At 64.2% G+C, this 15,623-nt stretch carries 15 protein-coding genes; 6 read left to right on the top strand and 9 right to left on the bottom strand.

Annotated features, from left to right (window positions below):
• The first annotated feature begins 25 nt into the window (after nt 1-25).
• Both B5D62_RS04935 and B5D62_RS04930 read left to right on the top strand, forming a co-directional pair.
• Nucleotides 26-535, top strand: coding sequence for a dTDP-4-dehydrorhamnose 3,5-epimerase family protein (locus tag B5D62_RS04935; RefSeq protein ID WP_085932670.1), 510 nt, complete (start codon nt 26-28; stop codon nt 533-535).
• A 62-nt stretch (nt 536-597) separates the two neighbouring features.
• Nucleotides 598-1,854, top strand: coding sequence for a glycosyltransferase (locus B5D62_RS04930; RefSeq protein WP_085932669.1), 1,257 nt, complete (start codon nt 598-600; stop codon nt 1,852-1,854).
• Here the strand turns inward: B5D62_RS04930 and B5D62_RS04925 are convergent.
• From B5D62_RS04925 to B5D62_RS04905, 5 genes are read right to left on the bottom strand one after another with little or no spacing between them, the layout of a single operon-like run.
• Nucleotides 1,839-3,260, bottom strand: a complete 1,422-nt coding sequence (locus tag B5D62_RS04925; RefSeq protein ID WP_218190943.1) for a mannose-1-phosphate guanylyltransferase/mannose-6-phosphate isomerase — start codon at nt 3,258-3,260, stop codon at nt 1,839-1,841. The genes B5D62_RS04930 and B5D62_RS04925 overlap by 16 nt on opposite strands.
• Before the next feature lie 27 nt (nt 3,261-3,287).
• Complete coding sequence (locus tag B5D62_RS04920) at nt 3,288-4,442, bottom strand: AGE family epimerase/isomerase (RefSeq protein ID WP_170920785.1); 1,155 nt, start codon at nt 4,440-4,442, stop codon at nt 3,288-3,290.
• Nucleotides 4,443-4,448: 6 nt separating this feature from the next.
• The gene (locus B5D62_RS04915) at nt 4,449-5,441 is read right to left on the bottom strand and encodes a glycosyltransferase family 2 protein (protein ID WP_085932667.1); all 993 of its coding nucleotides are present in this window, start codon (nt 5,439-5,441) and stop codon (nt 4,449-4,451) included.
• Nucleotides 5,442-5,452: 11 nt separating this feature from the next.
• A complete protein-coding gene (locus tag B5D62_RS04910; protein WP_085932666.1) occupies nt 5,453-6,526 on the bottom strand; it encodes an NAD-dependent epimerase/dehydratase family protein in 1,074 nt (357 codons plus the stop codon).
• A gap of 20 nt (nt 6,527-6,546) precedes the next feature.
• Nucleotides 6,547-7,611 carry an NAD-dependent epimerase/dehydratase family protein gene (locus B5D62_RS04905; RefSeq protein ID WP_085932665.1) on the bottom strand — a complete coding sequence of 355 codons (1,065 nt, stop codon included), beginning with the start codon at nt 7,609-7,611 and terminating at the stop codon, nt 6,547-6,549.
• Nucleotides 7,612-7,818: 207 nt separating this feature from the next.
• Between B5D62_RS04905 and B5D62_RS04900 the strand changes: the two genes are divergently transcribed.
• A complete protein-coding gene (locus B5D62_RS04900; protein ID WP_085932664.1) occupies nt 7,819-9,204 on the top strand; it encodes a B12-binding domain-containing radical SAM protein in 1,386 nt (461 codons plus the stop codon).
• Nucleotides 9,205-9,210: 6 nt separating this feature from the next.
• On the opposite strand, the gene B5D62_RS04895 is transcribed toward B5D62_RS04900, so the two are convergent.
• Together B5D62_RS04895 and B5D62_RS04890 are read right to left on the bottom strand one after the other, a co-directional pair.
• Nucleotides 9,211-9,459 carry a hypothetical protein gene (locus B5D62_RS04895; protein WP_085932663.1) on the bottom strand — a complete coding sequence of 83 codons (249 nt, stop codon included), beginning with the start codon at nt 9,457-9,459 and terminating at the stop codon, nt 9,211-9,213.
• Nucleotides 9,460-9,566: 107 nt separating this feature from the next.
• Nucleotides 9,567-10,865 (bottom strand): glycosyltransferase family protein, encoded by a 1,299-nt coding sequence (locus tag B5D62_RS04890; protein WP_085932662.1) that lies wholly within the window; start codon nt 10,863-10,865, stop codon nt 9,567-9,569.
• Between the two features lie 62 nt (nt 10,866-10,927).
• Between B5D62_RS04890 and B5D62_RS04885 the strand changes: the two genes are divergently transcribed.
• From B5D62_RS04885 to rsmA, 3 genes are read left to right on the top strand one after another with little or no spacing between them, the layout of a single operon-like run.
• A complete protein-coding gene (locus B5D62_RS04885) occupies nt 10,928-12,247 on the top strand; it encodes a peptidylprolyl isomerase (protein ID WP_085932661.1) in 1,320 nt (439 codons plus the stop codon).
• Nucleotides 12,244-13,254 (top strand): 4-hydroxythreonine-4-phosphate dehydrogenase PdxA, encoded by a 1,011-nt coding sequence (gene pdxA / locus B5D62_RS04880; RefSeq protein ID WP_085932660.1) that lies wholly within the window; start codon nt 12,244-12,246, stop codon nt 13,252-13,254. The genes B5D62_RS04885 and pdxA overlap by 4 nt, the downstream gene beginning before the upstream one ends.
• 2 nt (nt 13,255-13,256) lie before the next feature.
• On the top strand, nt 13,257-14,099 hold the full coding sequence (rsmA, locus tag B5D62_RS04875) for a 16S rRNA (adenine(1518)-N(6)/adenine(1519)-N(6))-dimethyltransferase RsmA (protein ID WP_085932659.1): 843 nt from the start codon (nt 13,257-13,259) through the stop codon (nt 14,097-14,099).
• Here the strand turns inward: rsmA and gmk are convergent.
• Both gmk and B5D62_RS04865 read right to left on the bottom strand, forming a co-directional pair.
• Nucleotides 14,096-14,746 (bottom strand): guanylate kinase, encoded by a 651-nt coding sequence (gene gmk, locus B5D62_RS04870; RefSeq protein WP_085932658.1) that lies wholly within the window; start codon nt 14,744-14,746, stop codon nt 14,096-14,098. The two genes, rsmA and gmk, sit on opposite strands and share 4 nt — an antisense overlap.
• A complete protein-coding gene (locus B5D62_RS04865) occupies nt 14,736-15,617 on the bottom strand; it encodes a YicC/YloC family endoribonuclease (RefSeq protein ID WP_085932657.1) in 882 nt (293 codons plus the stop codon). Before B5D62_RS04865 ends, gmk begins: the two co-directional genes overlap by 11 nt.
• Nucleotides 15,618-15,623 lie beyond the last annotated feature (6 nt).

Below are 15,623 nucleotides of genomic sequence, written 5' to 3'. Positions count from 1 at the left end.
CCCTCGGGCCGAACGGGAGAACAGGATGGAAGTCTTTCCGACCAAGCTGGACTCGGTGCTGCTGATCAAGCCGCCGACAATCTTCGAGGATTTTCGGGGTCACTACGTCGAGACCTACAACAAGAACATCTACTACTCGTCCGGCATCCCGATCGAGTTCATCCAGGACGACATTTCCGTGTCCTATCGCCATGTCCTGCGCGGCATTCACGGCGACAACAAGACCTGGAAACTGATTTCCTGCCTGCACGGCTCCTTCTACTTCGTGGTCGTGAACAACGACCCGGATTCAGCCCAGTATCGGCAGTGGACCTCGTTCACCCTCTCGGACACGAATCGCCTGCAGGTTCTCGTTCCTCCCAAGTTCGGCAACGGTCACGTCGTCATGAGCGAGCGCGCGATCTTCCATTACAAGCAGACCTCGGAATACGATCGCGCCTCGCAATTCACGATCCACTGGAATGATCCGACCTTGAAAATCTGGTGGCCGATCCAGAGCCCGATCGTTTCCCAGCGGGATCAAGGCGCGCAGTGACAGGAGCCTCCGCCGGAAAAGCCCACGCGAAATCCGGCGAGAGCCCTCTCGTCTCTCTTTTCATGTTTGTGCGCAATGGCGCGCCTTCTATCCGGCGCGCCCTCGAGAGCATACGCGCCCAGACCTATCCAAACATCGAGTTCATCGTCCAGGACGGCGTATCGACCGACGGCACGCTGGACATCCTTCGGCAGTACGGCGAGCGCGTGCAGCTCGTATCGGAGCCCGACAACGGACCGAGCGAAGGTTTGTGGCGGGCACTCAAACGCTGCAATGGCGAGTTCATCGGCTCCTGCCTCGCTGACGAGGAGCTTCTGCCCGATGCGGTGGAACGAGCCGTCGCCTTGTTGCAGAAAAGCCCTGATGCCGGTGCCATCACCGGCGATGCGATCCTGACGGATCTTGCCGGCAAGCAGACCGGATTCTGGAAGAGTGGTCCCTTCAACTTCCTCGACTATCTATCGTGCGATTATACTCCCTATTTCGTCTCCAGCTTCTTTCGTCGCCAGGCGCTGATCGATGCCGGTCTCCAGGCGGAGACCTGGGGCATGGACTGCATCGAGTTCGAACTCTGGTGTCGACTGGCAGCGCGCGCCCGCGTGATGTACGTGCCCGAGACCTTTGCCAAATACGCTTCGCACGCCGGTCAGAGCAGCAGCAACCCGCGCGATGCGACAGTGCATTTCAGGGGGCGTCTCGAACTCATTGCCACGATCTGCACCAGCTCGAATCTGGTGGGCGGCGATCCGATGCTGCGGGCGCTTTCCATCTGGGGCCATGCTCGCGCGTTCATCAATCACGCGCTGGCAGTAGGCCGTCCCGAACTGGCGCAGGCGCTCTTCGAAATTGCCAAGGATGTTGCCGGCCGGTTTCCGCCGGTCGACCTCGACGGCTTCCCCTACGACGAAGCCTACGTCTATCGCCGAACGGCCAGAGCTGCCTGGACCGACCTCCTGCAGCGCACACCGTCGTCCGTGAAAAAGCTGGTGGGACAGCCGCGGCTGCAGCAGTGGAGCGAGCGTTTCCAGGCCGCGCTCGTCGCGGCTCGCTTCTCCCCGTCCACCGATGCCCCTTCCTCTCGGGAAGCGCTGATGACGGCTCTTGGCCGCCGCGACGCTGCGCCGGCCGGTCCAGCTATCGTGCTGCCGCCTCCCCCTCCCCCAGAGATGAAGGCCCGGATGTATGCCCGGCTTGCCCAAGGGTACGAAAGCGAAGGACGCTTCCAGGAAGCATCGGAGACCTGGCGCGCCGCGGCCCGGCTTGTCGGGTTGATCCCGCCGGTCCCGCCCGAAGAGCGGGTCGGTTACACGGCCGCCTGAGGACGCTGCAGGCTGTCCTCGTGGCGGACGAAGTCCTCCTCGTCGAGGTGTTCGCCCGTCTGGATCTCGATGAACTCCAGCATCTCCGATCCCGGGTTGCGCAAGCTGTGGATGCCGTTCCGTGGGATCAGAATCGAGTCATTCACGGCAAGGGTGCGCGTCTTGCCATCGAGCAGTACCTCGCCGACGCCGTTGACCACGAACCAATGCTTGTCGCGTCGTCTGTGGCTTTGCAGGACCAGCCGCTCGCCGGCCTTCATGGTCAGCCGTCGCACCCGGAAATGCAGTCCGCGCCCGATATCCTCGGCGCTGCCCCAGGATCGATGCATGCGCGCATATTCGGTTGCCGCCTTGTGGTTGCGATCCGACATGCGCTGGACGACGTCCTTCAGCCGCGGCAGGTCGTCGTGATGCCCGACGAGAACGGCGTCATGCATCGCCACCACGACCAGGTTCTCGACGCCGATCACGGCCGTGAGCGGGCCATCGGAGCGGACATAGGAATTCCGGACCTGATCGAGCTCGACCGGCCCTTCCGTGACGTTCCCGGCGCTATCGGCGGTGCCGACATCCAGCATCGCCCCCCAGGTGCCGAGATCGGACCAGCTGAACCGAGCCGGGACGACCCAGCACTTGTCCGTCCGCTCCATGACCGCGTAATCGATCGACTTCGCTGGCGCCTGGGCGAATGCGTCGGCGTTCAGAAACACCGTCGCGCCGTCCCTCCTCGCCTTGGCGACAGCCTCTTCCACGGCGGTCGCCATGGCCGGCTCGAAGCGCGCCATCTCAGCCAGGAGCAAAGCCGGCGAGAACAGGAAATTGCCGCTGTTCCACAGCAGCCCTTCCGAGATGTACCGCAGCGCCGTCTGTGCGTCGGGCTTCTCCACGAAGGCGGCGACCTTCCTGACGTCACCGATCTTCTCGCTGCCGAGCCGGATATATCCGTAATCGGTCTTGGGTTCGGTCGGCGGTATGCCGAACGTGACGATGCCGCCCTGGCGCACCGCCGCCAGTCCGTCGCGGCACCCAGCCCGGAACTCTTCCTCGCCGATGATCAGATGGTCGGAGGCAAGGGCCAGCACGGCCTCCGTGCCCAGGCTCTTGGCATAGGCCGCAGCGGCTCCGATCGCGGGTCCCGAGTCGCGACGTGACGGCTCGATCAGCAGGTCGATCTCGATACCCAGCTCGCGCGCCTGCTGCTCGGCCATGAATCGGTAATTTTCGTTGGTCGCAATGACCGGCCGGCCAAATAGGGACTTGTCTCCCACGCGCAGCAGCGTCTGCTGGAAGGTCGAGCGCTCGCCGAGCAGGGGCACGAACTGCTTGGGCATGCTCTCGCGTGACAGAGGCCACAGGCGCTTGCCCGAGCCCCCGACCAAGATGATGGGCGTGATCAATGCGGTCATGACAAAACCATTTCGAAAGGTCGCGTGTCAGGTGCTTGGCGCGACAACAAAGCGATCGAGCTCATCGACCGCACAAAGCACATGGTAAAGAGTACTGCTCGGCATCGTGCTTGCCGCCGGTCCGCCGTTGGCGTCGAGCCGATCCATCCAGCCGCCGGGATGTGCTGGCTTGAAGAATCGCTCGAACAGGAGCGTGGCAAGCTCGCCCGCCTTATCGGCCGCCGCGACACGGCCTGCCCTGGCTTCGGCGACATTGGCCTTGATCGCCTCGGTCATCGGCCAGGTGCGATGTGAGGGCAGTCGGTGCGTGCCGTCGATCAGCACTTCGTCGACCATCAGGCCGGCAGAATCATATCCATGGCGCGCGGCATGCGCATAGAGACGATCGATATAGGGCTGAACGAAACGGCCGGTCTCGTGCTCGAACCAGCGCAGGAGCCAGACCCATTCGCTGTGGTGCCCGGGCTCGACGATGTCGCCAGCCGCGCCGGCGGCAGGGTGGAGCGCGTTGTCGAAATACTCGCCCAGAGTGCCGGAAGAAGCGCGGAAAAACCGCGAACTGAAGAGCGCGAACATCTCTCCGGCCCGCGCCAGGAAACGGCCCTCGCGCGTGACGGACCATAGCGACAGGAAGGCCTCGAACAGATGCATGTGCGGATTCTGCCGCCGCGGTCCCTCCGCCTGAGGGAGGGCCTCGATATAGCCGCCCGAGTTCGGCGCATGCATGTCGCGGTCGATGAAGGCCAGCGTCTCGTCCGCAAGGGCCAACGCCTCGCGACGGCCTGTTGCCCTGATGTAGGAGCTGATGGCCAGAAGCGCGAAGGCGTGACTGTAGAGATCACGCCTGGCATCGCCGATCCGGCCATCGGCATGGACCGAATAGACCCACCCTGCTTTTCCATCGGGTCGGTAATAATCGCGGACCAGAGCTTCATACGCCCGCTCGACGATCTCGACCGCGCCGGAGAACCACTTCCTCTCGGCAGCCAAGGCGTAAGAGAAGATCTGCCGGCTCTGAACGATCAATCGCGTCGGGACATCGAGAAGCGGCACGCCATCAAGGTCGAGCGCTTCCCGAAACCGTCCCGTCTTGGGGTCAAAGCCGGCGGTTGCCCAGAGCGGCAGGGCCTGGTCGACGGCCCAAGCTCTCAGGACGGCGCTGCTCTCCTCGAGGCCCTGCACGATCGCCTACCTCTTGTTCAACAGCGCAAGCAGTCTGGCGAGCCAAGGCGGCCGTCGGGACTGACTCATCGCGAAGTGAAGCGTCTTCACTGCCTGCTCGTAGCGCATCGTCCCGATTGCGCCGGTCAGCGCGTCGCGCCGCTCCAGCATCACGTTCAGGATGAGATTGAACACGCTCTCGCTGATGGGGGCCCAGTTCTTGCGCGACGTCTGCGACGCTCCGCCGAGCATCAGGCCATCGGAATGCTTGTTCTTGCCATGCATGCGATAGGCATAGAGCGCCTCATGGACGGCAATGCAGCCTACGATCAGGATGCAGAACGTCGACAGATAGAAATCCAGATAGAGTCGGAGCTGCTCGTCATTGTCCGGCAGAACGAGTTCGATGATATCCCGCCGGAACATCATTGCCGCCGTGCTGTTGGACGACCAGGTGGGCGTCCAGTGACCGTGAAGGGTCATCATCGGATTGGCCGGAAACCGGGCTTGGCCCGATGCGGCATCGATCGCCGGCGCTGCGTCCGGTTCGATCGGCCGGTGAAGCTCGTGATTGGGCGGAAGCTCGAACCACCAGGCCGTGCCGGCCAGCAGTTCGCCATCGCCATTGATGAAGTGCGAATCGCAGTAGGTGAAGGCCACCGGAAAGTCGGCATTCAAGTGCGCCGCGAGATGGCGTTCGACGAAGTTCTCGTACCAGACGTCGTCCGAATCCAGGAAGCAGACGAAGGGCGCGCGCAATTCGGCGACGCCGCGCCGGATCGCGCCCGTTTGGCCGCAGTTCTTCTCCAGCCGGACGTACCGGAAGCGCGGATCCGACATCCTCGCCAGCGTATCGCGAATGATCTTGTCGGAACCGTCGGTCGATGCGTCGTCGACGACGATGACCTCGATGTTGCGAACCGTCTGGCGCGCCGCCGAGGCGATCGCATCGGCAACATAGGATTCGTTATTGTGGTTGGCGATGACGACGCCGACGCGGGGCAGTTTCGCAGTTCCCATTTGGCTCGTCTTCAACCTGCGTTCAGCCGACGTTGCGATACGGCGTCGACGATCTCCGACACCGTTTCTTCAAGTGTTACCCGACGCTTCCAGGCGGGATAATGCTCCTCGAACTTGCCGGTATCGGAGATCCACCAGATGTGGTCGCCGGTGCGATTGTCGTCCGAATAGGTCCAGTTCATGGGCCGGCCGGTCGCCCGCTCGAACAGGGCGATCGCCTCGAGCATCGAGCAATTGGCGAAGCGCCCTCCCCCCATATTGTAGACCTCGCCGCTGCGCGGCGCCTGGATGAACGCCCAGAAGGCGTCGACCAGGTCGGCCGAATGGATATTGTCGCGCACCTGCTTGCCCTTGTAACCCAGCACCGTATAGGGCTCGCCGGTGACGGCGCATTTGCCGAGATAGGCCAGGAAGCCGTGCAGCTTCGCTCCGGCATGGTGCGGCCCGGTCAGGCAACCGCCCCGGAAGCAGGCGGAACGCAGACCGAAATAGCGGCCATATTCCTGCACCATGACGTCGGCGGCGACCTTGGACGCCCCGAAGACCGAGTGGAGGGTATTGTCGATGCTCATGGTCTCATCGATGCCGTCGGCGGCATAGCGATGGTCAGGGGCAAGTTCCCAGCGCGTCTCCAGTTCGACCAGCGGCAGGATATTGGGCTGGTCGCCATACACCTTGTTCGTCGACGTGAAGACGAAGGCCGCCTCGGGCGCGTGCAGGCGCGTCGCCTCGAGAAGGTTCAGCGTACCCGTGGCGTTGACCGAAAAGTCGGTCAGCGGCTCGCGGGCGGCCCAGTCATGGGACGGTTGCGCGGCCGTATGCACCACCGCCGAGATGGCCTTGCCATGACGGGCGAACAGCGCCTTTACAGCGCCGAAGTCCCGGATGTCCACGTCATGCGCAGTGAAATTACGGTAGGCCTTCTTCAAGCGCTCGCGATTCCAGGCGGTGCTCGCTTCGCCGCCGAAGAAATAGGCCCGCATGTCGTTGTCGAGACCGACGACGTCGAACCCCTTCTCGCAAAAAAAGGCGACCGCCTCGGACCCGATCAGCCCTGAAGAACCGGTCACAACGACAACTGACATACTTCTTGTCCCCTGCCCACTCAGCCTGCCAACACGGGACGCAACGCGTCCTGATGGGTCCGCAACCAGCCAAAGATATCATCGAGAACGTCCGCTGCCCGCCATTTCGGCGTCCAGCCGGAGCGACCCGTCACTGCCCCTGCATCGGTGACATAATACGGCACGTCGTAAGGGCGATCCACGGAATCACTCGCGATCTCGATCGCGCGGCCAGCCCGTGCCCTGCACTCTCGCGTGAGTTCGGCCAGGGACAGGCTGAGGGCCGGGCCGCCGCCGACATTGTGCGGCACGTCGCTCCAGCTCTGCGGCGCCTCGAGTTGCAGCTTGATCAGCTCATAGAGATCCTCGACATGCAGGAAATCCCGCACCTGCCGCCCTTGGCCGCCGTAGCCGATATAGGTCAGGCTCCCCCCGAACAGGTGTCGGGCGGCCCAGAGAACGAATACGCCCTGGTCGACCTTGCCCATCTGCCACGGACCGGTCAGGACGCCGCAGCGATTGACGATTGCCGTCAAGCCATACAGCGCCCGGTATTCCTCGATCAGCAGTTCGGCGGCGAGCTTGGTGGCGCCATAGAGAGACCGCGCTCCCGCCAGCGGAAAATCCGCGGAGATGCCGGCTTCGGACCAGCCCAACCCATGGGCTCCGGGCCGGACAACGAACCGCTCGTTCTTGACCTCCAGAGGGATCTCCCGCAGGGCCTTCATCGGATAGACCCGGCTCGACGACAGGAACACCAGGACGGCCTTGTTGCGGCGCGCCGCTTCCAGGCAGTTCACTGCCCCCGTGAGATTGCTGTCGATCAGATAGGCCGGCGCGCCGTCGTAGCCCGCCTGCACCGAAGGCTCGGCAGAACATTCGAGCATGACATCGAAACCGCCGGCATTGTCGAGGTCGTAGGCCAGCCGCACGTCGCCATGGACAAAACCGACGCCGGCCTCACGGAGGCGGCCCAGGATGAGCTCCGATCCACGCCTTTTCAGGTTGTCGAGCGCCACGACCTCGGCCTTCGGCCGGTCCCGCTTGAACAGGATGGCAAGGCTCGATCCGACAAAACCCGCTCCCCCAGTCACCAGAATTCGCATTCGAGCCCCATCCCACGGCCATCTTCGGCATCGGCGGGCCTTCCCTATCCCCAGGTCGTGGCGCCGCGCAACAGCTTTGGGGTCACGGCAGCGTCGGCACCGGTTGCCAAGGCCCTGGCCCTTCGATACGAAGCCCGGCCGTCGCCTATCCCCAGGGATCGAATCCGCTAAACTCCGCGCCTGCGACCAAGGAAATCGAACGCCGCCATGCGAGTCCTGTTCACCAATCCCCCGTGGTGGGTCACCAAGAAGCCACTGCGGGTACCGCCTTTTGGCAAGCGGCTGGCCATCGACTGGCACGGCGTGCGGGCCGGATCGCGCTGGCCGTTCACCCAATGGGGATTGTCGCGGCCGGACTACCATGTTTTCGGCGATTATGTGCCCTATCCCTTCTTCATGGGATACGCGACGACCTACCTGGCGCAGAAGACCGGCGCCGAGGTGGTGCTGCGTGACAGCGTGGTCATGAAGGAGTCCTACAAGAGCTACTTCCGGTGGCTCGAGGGCGAGCGGTTCGACTACATCTTCATCGAGAGCGCATCACCCAGCTGGGAGCACGATGTGCTGGTGATGCGCGAGATCAAGAGACTGCGGCCGGAAGCCAAGATCGTGGTCGCCGGTCCGATCGCGACCATGGGTGCCAAGATCCTGGAACAGGCGCCCATCGTGGCCGCCATCAAGGGCGAATACGAAAAGGGAGCGGTAAAGGTCGTCAATGGCGCCGAAGGTGTGATCGACTTCGATCTGCTCACGCTCGAAGAGATGAACGCGGCGCCGTTCCCCTATTACGACGACGTGATTGCCGCCAAATATTGCGATTCCAACCCAAAGGGCGTGCAGTTCCCGCAGGCCCATGTCTGGTCCAGCCGGGGCTGTCCCTACAAGTGCATCTTCTGCGTATGGCCGGCGGCGATGACGGGCAACGATCCCGACGGCACGCAAAAGCGCAGCGTCCGCCAATATGGCGCCGACTACATGGAAACGTTCCTGTCGGAGATCGTCGGCCGCTACAAGTTCAAGTCGATCTACTTCGACGATGACACCTTCAACCTCGGCAATCGCCACGTCGAGCGGATGGCGGCCGTCATGCGGCGGATCGGCATTCCCTGGTCGGCCATGTGCCGTGCCGACACGATCAGCGTCGACCTCTGGAAAGTCATGAAGGACAGCGGCTGCTTCGGCGTGAAGCTCGGCTTCGAGAGTGGCAACCAGTACGTCGTCGACAAGATCGTCAACAAGCACCTCGATCTCGATTATGCCCGCAAGGCGGTCGAAGAGATCAAGCGTGTCGGCATGACAGTGCACGGCACCTTCACCTATGGCCTCCCCGGCGAAACGCCCGAGCAGATGCAGGACACCAAGCGCTACCTGCATTCGCTCGGCCTCGACACCTGGCAGGAATCCGGCACGGCAGAGATCGAAGGCTCACCTCTGCATACGCTGGCGCATCAGGGGAACCTCGGCAAATACCAGGGTGCCCAAGTCGATCAGGGATACCAGCGCGCCAAGGACGGGAACGTGAAGTTCCAGGAATTGACGCGGCAGCTTCAGGAAGGCCGCACCGCGGCCGGGCAGATCAGCGCAGACAGCTGAGTGCGGTTACAGGCTGAAGAGCAGCTTGGTGATCAGCAATATGCAGAAAAGCCCCCACAGCACGAGAGCCTGCAGGTAGAAGAGCTTGGCCGCTTGGCGATATTGCGACACCCGCATTGACTGATCCAGAGGGAGGTAGAGGTCGCGCCGGGGATCGTGTGCCGGGAATTCCCGTGCGATCACGAGGTTGCTCAGCGTCGCCAGGGTGGACATCAAGACGGCAAGAATGCCGATGGCCACGGTCGCGCCTGTCATGCGGTTTATGCATCCTTTCACTCTTGCCGTCGGCGAGGCCGAGGCACTGGCATGACCAGTGCCCGAGCTTCGGCGAAATTTCAACAGCCTCAGAGGCCATTACCCGTTTAGGGAGAACGCATGCGCCAGCCCCAAAGGGCTCCGAAGCCGCGCTTTATGCGAACAGCGGCGCGCCGCGCCGTGCCGGTAGCGCCCTGCAATCCCGCCGCCTCGATCGCGGCAGCGACGAACCGATCCGGCCCATGCTTCTCGCGCCAGGCCAGGCCGGCGTGATAGGCGCGCTCTGCCAGGGGATCGAATTGGTCGATAGCCTCTCCGATCGCGTCTGCAATCGATGCCGCATCCCAGCGGCCGAAGGTCGTGCCCGGACCGCCCGCCGCCTCCACGGCCGCCGACAACGTGGTGTCGGCCGGCACGACGACCGGCGCTCCGGCCGCCAGGGATTCCCCGACGATGGCCGAATAGGCGCCCTCATAGCGCGCGGGATCGTACGGCAAGGCGATGATGTCGCATCGGTCGAGCAAGGCAAACCAGGCGTCGTGGATGGCCGGCTGCACCAGAAGCTCAAGCCGCGATTCGTTGCGCGCCACCACCCTCAACCTGTCCGTGGCCTCGACCATTCCCTCTGGATCACTCTGGTGGGCAATCACCTTCACATCGGGATGCTGTCGCAGGAGAAGAGGCACGAAGTCTGCGGCCAGCTGCCATCCCTTGTCCGGACGTTGATGACCTAGCAATCCGACGACCAGTGCCGCCGCCGTCCGCCGTCGGTGCCGGAGCGGCGGCAACGGCTGCGGCAAAGGCACGACGGTAACCGGAGTCCCGAGGATGAAGGCATATTCCTCCGCGGCAGCGGAGGTCATGGCGAGGAACGACAGACGCGCAAGCCACGGTGGACCCAGACGCTCCGCAACGTGGCGATAGAGGATGGCCGTTGGCTCACGCACCGTGAACACTGGTGCGCCCTCCGGGCCCGAGCGCGCCAGACCGGCTTCGGTGCCCAGCTCGATGGCAACCGCGGGCGCCATCCCCGGATCCGCGAACGCCGACTTCATCCACAGGCCCAGTGCCGCAATCTGCGCTGGCTTGGCCGAATTGAAGTAGATGAAATCGAACGGACCGAACTTGGCCCAAGCCTGCCGCAAATCCGCCATCGTGACGTCAACAGCGGCCGTGAAGTTGGTCAGCCAACCGGCGATGGGATCCGTCGACGGCCCGCCGTAGGTAAAGAAGCGGAAGAAAGGCTGAGCGCCTGCCTTCTGCTGCAAGACTGGAAGGAGTTCGTGATGGCCGAGGACGGTGACATCGTGTCCCAGACGCCGGAACGCTGCGGGAAGAGCCACGCCGGAGCTGGCATGATGGCCCTCGAGGCTGCGCAGCCCGGTATCGGCGTAGAGAATTCTCATTTGCGGTCCCAGGCTTTTGCCAGATCGGCCCGATTCCGCCAAGTCTTGCGCTCGTTGCGGCGATGAGCATGCTGAATATAATGCAAAAACCCTCTCGTTCCCCCATCGGTGAAATGCCTGCGTTGCTTCTCCGCGCCTTAGTGGCGACTGTCCTCGTTCTCTGCCCGCTCTTTGCCTCGGCCCAAGGCCTGAGGGTGGTCGCTCGCGTCAACGACGAGGCCATCACGGATTTCGATCTGAACCAGCGGATCATCTTCGCGATCCGCAGCTCCGGCCTGCAGGACACGCCGGAGATGCATCAGCGTCTGGCGTTGCAGATCCTGCGCCAGATGGTCGACGAAAAGCTGCAGATCCAGAATTCCAAGGCACTCGGCGTCGCTCCGACCGAAGGCGAAACGAATGCGCGCGTCGGCGAAATTGAAAGAGCAGCCGGCATGGCCCCCGGCAGTTTCCGGGCCTATCTGCAGAGCATCGGCGTGCCGTTCGACATCGCCTCTCAGCAGATCCAGGCAAGTATCGCCTGGACCAAGGTGATCCGGCGACGCATTCGACCGCAGGTCGACGTGTCGGATGGTGAGATCGACGACGCCCTGAACCGGATGCGGGCCAACGTGGGCAAGACCGAGACGCATGTCGCCGAGATCTTCGTCCCGATCGACCGGCCCGACCAGGCGGACGAGGCGCGTCGGTCGGCCGATCGCATCGTCGAGCAGCTGAAGCGTGGCGCTTCTTTCTCGGCGCTGGCTCAGCAATTCTCGCAAGGTCAGACGGCGCGGAACGGCGGCGATCTGGGCTGGGTCCTTCCTGGCTCGCTCGATCCGACGCTCGATGCCGCTATCGAGAAGTTACCTGTTCGACAGGTTTCGGAGCCGATCCGGACACCGGCCGGTTGGCATGTCATGTTGGTGGTCGATCGCCGTCCGTTCGCGACCGCGCGCCCCGACGACGTGCGTCTCAACCTGGTGCAGATGACGCTGGCGCTTCCGGCCAATGCTTCGCCGGATGAAATCAGCCGCGCCAGCGCCGAAGCGCAAAAAGCCATGGCGGGTGTGCATCAGTGCACCGATCTGCATGCCCAGGCGAGGCAGCTGAAAGGTGCGACGTCGGGCGACCTGAAGGGAATTCGGGTTGGCGACCTCGCCGCGAACCCACAAATGTATCAGGACATCCCGAAGCTCGGAATCGGTGGGACTGCCGGGCCCTTCCGTGTCGCGGAGGGACTGCAGGTGGTGGCGCTTTGCAGCAAGGAAGGCGCCAGTGGCCTGCCGTCGCGGGAAGCCATCTCGCAGCAGCTCCTGCTCCAGAAGATCGAGGCCGCCGCCCGCCGCTACATGCGCGACCTTCGCCGCACCGCGACGATCGACATCAAGCAGCCGGCATGACCATGACGCCGCTCGCCATCACGATGGGCGAGCCGGCTGGCGTCGGCGGCGAATTGACCCTCAAGGCCTGGCTGGATCGCGATCAGGCCGCGCGCCCCTTTTTCGTTCTCGACGATCCGGCGCGCCTCACGGCGATCGCCGCCGCGCTCGACCTGCCTGTGCCGATCAAGCCGATCGCGCGGCCCGCCGAGGCAACCGCCGTGTTTCCGACCGCGCTGCCCGTGCTGCCCGTCGTCCTGCAGGCCCCTGTGCGAACCGGCCGCCCCGATCCCGCCAATGCGCCGGCGACCATCGGTGCGATCGAGCAAGCCGTGGGGTTCGCTCTCGACGGACAGGTCGCGGGCGTCGTCACCAATCCCATCCAGAAGAAAACGCTGCAGGACGCCGGCTTTCGGCATCCGGGCCACACGGAGTTCCTGGCCGAGCTCGCGTCGCGCGCCGCGGCAAAGCCGGTCGATGTCGCCATGATGCTGGCCTGCCCCGAGTTGCGCGTGGTGCCGGTCACGATCCATGTCTCGCTCGCCGAAGCGGCCAGATCGCTCACCACCGACGCGATCGTGCGCATGGGCCGCATCACTGCCGCCGGATTGAAAGAACTGTTCGGCATCGCCAAGCCTCGGCTTGTCATCGCCGGCCTCAATCCGCATGCCGGCGAACAGGGGGCCATGGGTGACGAGGAAAGCCGGATCATCGCCCCAGCCATCGCCGCCCTTCGGAAAGATGGCATCGCCGTCCAGGGTCCCGCTCCGGCCGATACGCTGTTTCATCCCGCCGCGCGCGCGACTTACGATGCCGCGCTGTGCATGTATCACGATCAGGCCCTGATCCCGATCAAGACCATCGATTTCTCCGGTGGCGTCAATGTCACCCTCGGCCTGCCGTTCGTGCGCACGTCGCCGGACCACGGAACCGCTCTCGATATCGCCGGAACAGGCCGTGCTGACGCAACCAGCCTGAAGGCCGCGCTGGCCATGGCGGACGACATGGCGCGACGCCGCAACGCCTGACGATGGAAGCGCCGTCCATCGATCCGGTGGCCGCGCTGCCTCCCCTGCGCGAGACCATCGCCGCCCATGGCCTCGACGCGCGCAAGCGTTTCGGCCAGCACTTCCTTCTCGACCTCAACCTCACGCGCCGCATCGCCCGCGCGGCCGCGCCCCTCGACCAAGGCACGGTCATCGAAGTCGGTCCCGGACCCGGCGGATTGACCCGCGCCCTGCTGCTGGAAGGCGCCGCGCGCGTCGTTGCGATCGAAGTCGATCCTCGCGCCATCGATGCCCTGCGGGAGTTGCAGACGGCATCGGCCGGACGCCTGCACCTCATCGAGGGCGATGCGCTGTCGATCGATCCGGCCACGCTCGGCCCCGCGCCCCGTCGCATCGTCGCCAACCTGCCCTACAACGTCTCCACGCCGCTGCTCGTGCGCTGGCTGCATGCGGCCAGCGACATCACCGATATGGTCCTGATGTTCCAGAAGGAAGTTGTGGATCGCCTTGCTGCCGCGCCGCGCACCAAAGACTACGGCCGGCTTTCGGTATTGGCCCAGCATGTCTGCGAGGTTCGCCGCCTGTTCGACATCCCGGCCTCCGCCTTCGTGCCGCCCCCCAAGGTGACCTCTTCGGTCGCCCATCTCACGCCGCGTCCCGCCGATCAGCGTCTCGCCGATCTCGGCCCCTTGGAAAAGGTGACGGCCGCGGCGTTCGGCCAGCGTCGCAAGATGCTGCGCGGATCCCTGCTGGGAGTCTTCCCCAACCCCGTCCCGGTTCTCGAGAAGCTTGGACTTCAGCCCACGGCGCGAGCCGAGGAACTGTCGGTTGCCGACTTCGTGCGCCTGGCGGCCGCTCTGCCCTAACGGCCTTCGCGAAGCGCCTTTACGAAGTCGGAAAGCCCGTACTGCCGTTCGCGCTTCAGGCGCTCGGCCGTCAGGATCGACTTGAGCTGCGTCAGGCTCGTGGCGATGTCGCGATTGATGATCACGTAATCGTATTCGGGCCAGTGGCTCATCTCGTCCGCCGCCTTGGCCATGCGCTGGGCAACGATGTCCGGCGCGTCCTGCGCCCGGGTGATCAGCCGACGTTCGAGATCGCGTGTCGAGGGCGGCAGGATGAAGACCCGCACCAGATCCTCGCGCCCCTTCTCGGAAAGCTGCTGCGTTCCCTGCCAGTCGATATCGAACAGGACATCGCGTCCCTGGCTCAACGCCGCCTCGACAGGGGCCCTGGGCGTTCCGTAGTAGTGATTGAACACCCGGGCGTGCTCTAGAAACTCGTCACGATCGATCATGTCGCGGAACGTCGCGGTATCGACGAAACGGTAATCCACTCCGTCCTTTTCACCGGGCCGCTTGGCGCGTGTAGTGCAGGAAACGCTCAGCTGAATCTCGGCGTCATTATCCAGAAGCTGCCGCGACAGCGTCGTCTTGCCGGCGCCAGAGGGCGAAGAAAGGACCAGCATCAGTCCGCGCCTCTGAAGCACCGGCGCGCCTGCATCATTCGACATTCTGTACCTGCTCCCGCATGCGCTCGATCGCGCCCTTCAAGTCGATGCCGATCCGCGTCAGTTCGATGTCGGCCGATTTCGAACACAGCGTGTTGGCTTCGCGATTGAACTCCTGGCACAGGAAATCGAACTTCCGGCCGACAGGATTGTCCGGCCGTGCCTCAGCCAGCAGCGTACGCGCCTGGGCGACATGGGCGGACAAGCGATCCAACTCCTCGCGCACATCCGCCTTGCCGACGAGCAAGGCCACTTCCTGGGCGAAGCGCTCTTCCGACAATGCCGGCGCGCGGTCGAGCAATTCCGCAAGCTGGGTCTGGAAGCGGGCACGCACGGTACCGATCTGGGCCTGCGCCCGTTCGGCAGCGCGGGTGCACAACCCTTCGATTTCGTCGACATGGCCCGAGATCACCGTGGCCAACGCCTTGCCCTCGGCCGCGCGGGCCGAGGCCAGCGCCTTCAGGGCCGCGTCGAGCGTATCGCTCAGGGCTTTGTCGAGACGAACCAGCGCTTCCTCGCTCTCTTCTCCTTGTTCCTCTTCCTCGATGACTCCCCGGACACGCAGCAGGCCGTCTGCACTAGGAGCCGTCGCGCCGGCCTGGCGCATCTCCGCCACCAGGACAGACAGCTCGCCAAGGAGCGCACGATTGATGCGCAGAGGCTTGGACGAGCGCTCGCTGGCCACCGTGAGGGAGAGGGAGATATTCCCGCGCCTCAGCTTGGCGCCGGCGGCGGTACGGGCCGGATTCTCCAACCGCTCGAATCCCTGCGGGACGCGACACCGGACCTCGAGATTGCGTCCATTGACGCTGCGCGCCTCCCAAACCCAGCGTCGAAGGTCATCCGCTCCCTGGGCGCGCGCGTATCCCGTCATGCTTGC

The organism is Enhydrobacter aerosaccus, from assembly GCF_900167455.1.
Lineage (GTDB): Bacteria > Pseudomonadota > Alphaproteobacteria > Reyranellales > Reyranellaceae > Reyranella > Reyranella aerosaccus.
This window is presented reverse-complemented; position numbering and strand designations above follow the sequence as displayed.

Coding starts and splice junctions, on each gene's coding strand:
- pdxA (WP_085932660.1), top strand. CDS start 12,244: ATGACCATGACGCCGCTCGCCATCACGATGGGCGAGCCGGCTGGCGTC.
- B5D62_RS04865 (WP_085932657.1), bottom strand. CDS start 15,617: ATGACGGGATACGCGCGCGCCCAGGGAGCGGATGACCTTCGACGCTGG.
- B5D62_RS04890 (WP_085932662.1), bottom strand. CDS start 10,865: ATGAGAATTCTCTACGCCGATACCGGGCTGCGCAGCCTCGAGGGCCAT.
- B5D62_RS04885 (WP_085932661.1), top strand. CDS start 10,928: ATGAGCATGCTGAATATAATGCAAAAACCCTCTCGTTCCCCCATCGGT.
- rsmA (WP_085932659.1), top strand. CDS start 13,257: ATGGAAGCGCCGTCCATCGATCCGGTGGCCGCGCTGCCTCCCCTGCGC.
- B5D62_RS04895 (WP_085932663.1), bottom strand. CDS start 9,459: ATGACAGGCGCGACCGTGGCCATCGGCATTCTTGCCGTCTTGATGTCC.
- B5D62_RS04925 (WP_218190943.1), bottom strand. CDS start 3,260: ATGACCGCATTGATCACGCCCATCATCTTGGTCGGGGGCTCGGGCAAG.
- B5D62_RS04915 (WP_085932667.1), bottom strand. CDS start 5,441: ATGGGAACTGCGAAACTGCCCCGCGTCGGCGTCGTCATCGCCAACCAC.
- B5D62_RS04910 (WP_085932666.1), bottom strand. CDS start 6,526: ATGTCAGTTGTCGTTGTGACCGGTTCTTCAGGGCTGATCGGGTCCGAG.
- B5D62_RS04930 (WP_085932669.1), top strand. CDS start 598: ATGTTTGTGCGCAATGGCGCGCCTTCTATCCGGCGCGCCCTCGAGAGC.
- gmk (WP_085932658.1), bottom strand. CDS start 14,746: ATGTCGAATGATGCAGGCGCGCCGGTGCTTCAGAGGCGCGGACTGATG.
- B5D62_RS04905 (WP_085932665.1), bottom strand. CDS start 7,611: ATGCGAATTCTGGTGACTGGGGGAGCGGGTTTTGTCGGATCGAGCCTT.
- B5D62_RS04935 (WP_085932670.1), top strand. CDS start 26: ATGGAAGTCTTTCCGACCAAGCTGGACTCGGTGCTGCTGATCAAGCCG.
- B5D62_RS04900 (WP_085932664.1), top strand. CDS start 7,819: ATGCGAGTCCTGTTCACCAATCCCCCGTGGTGGGTCACCAAGAAGCCA.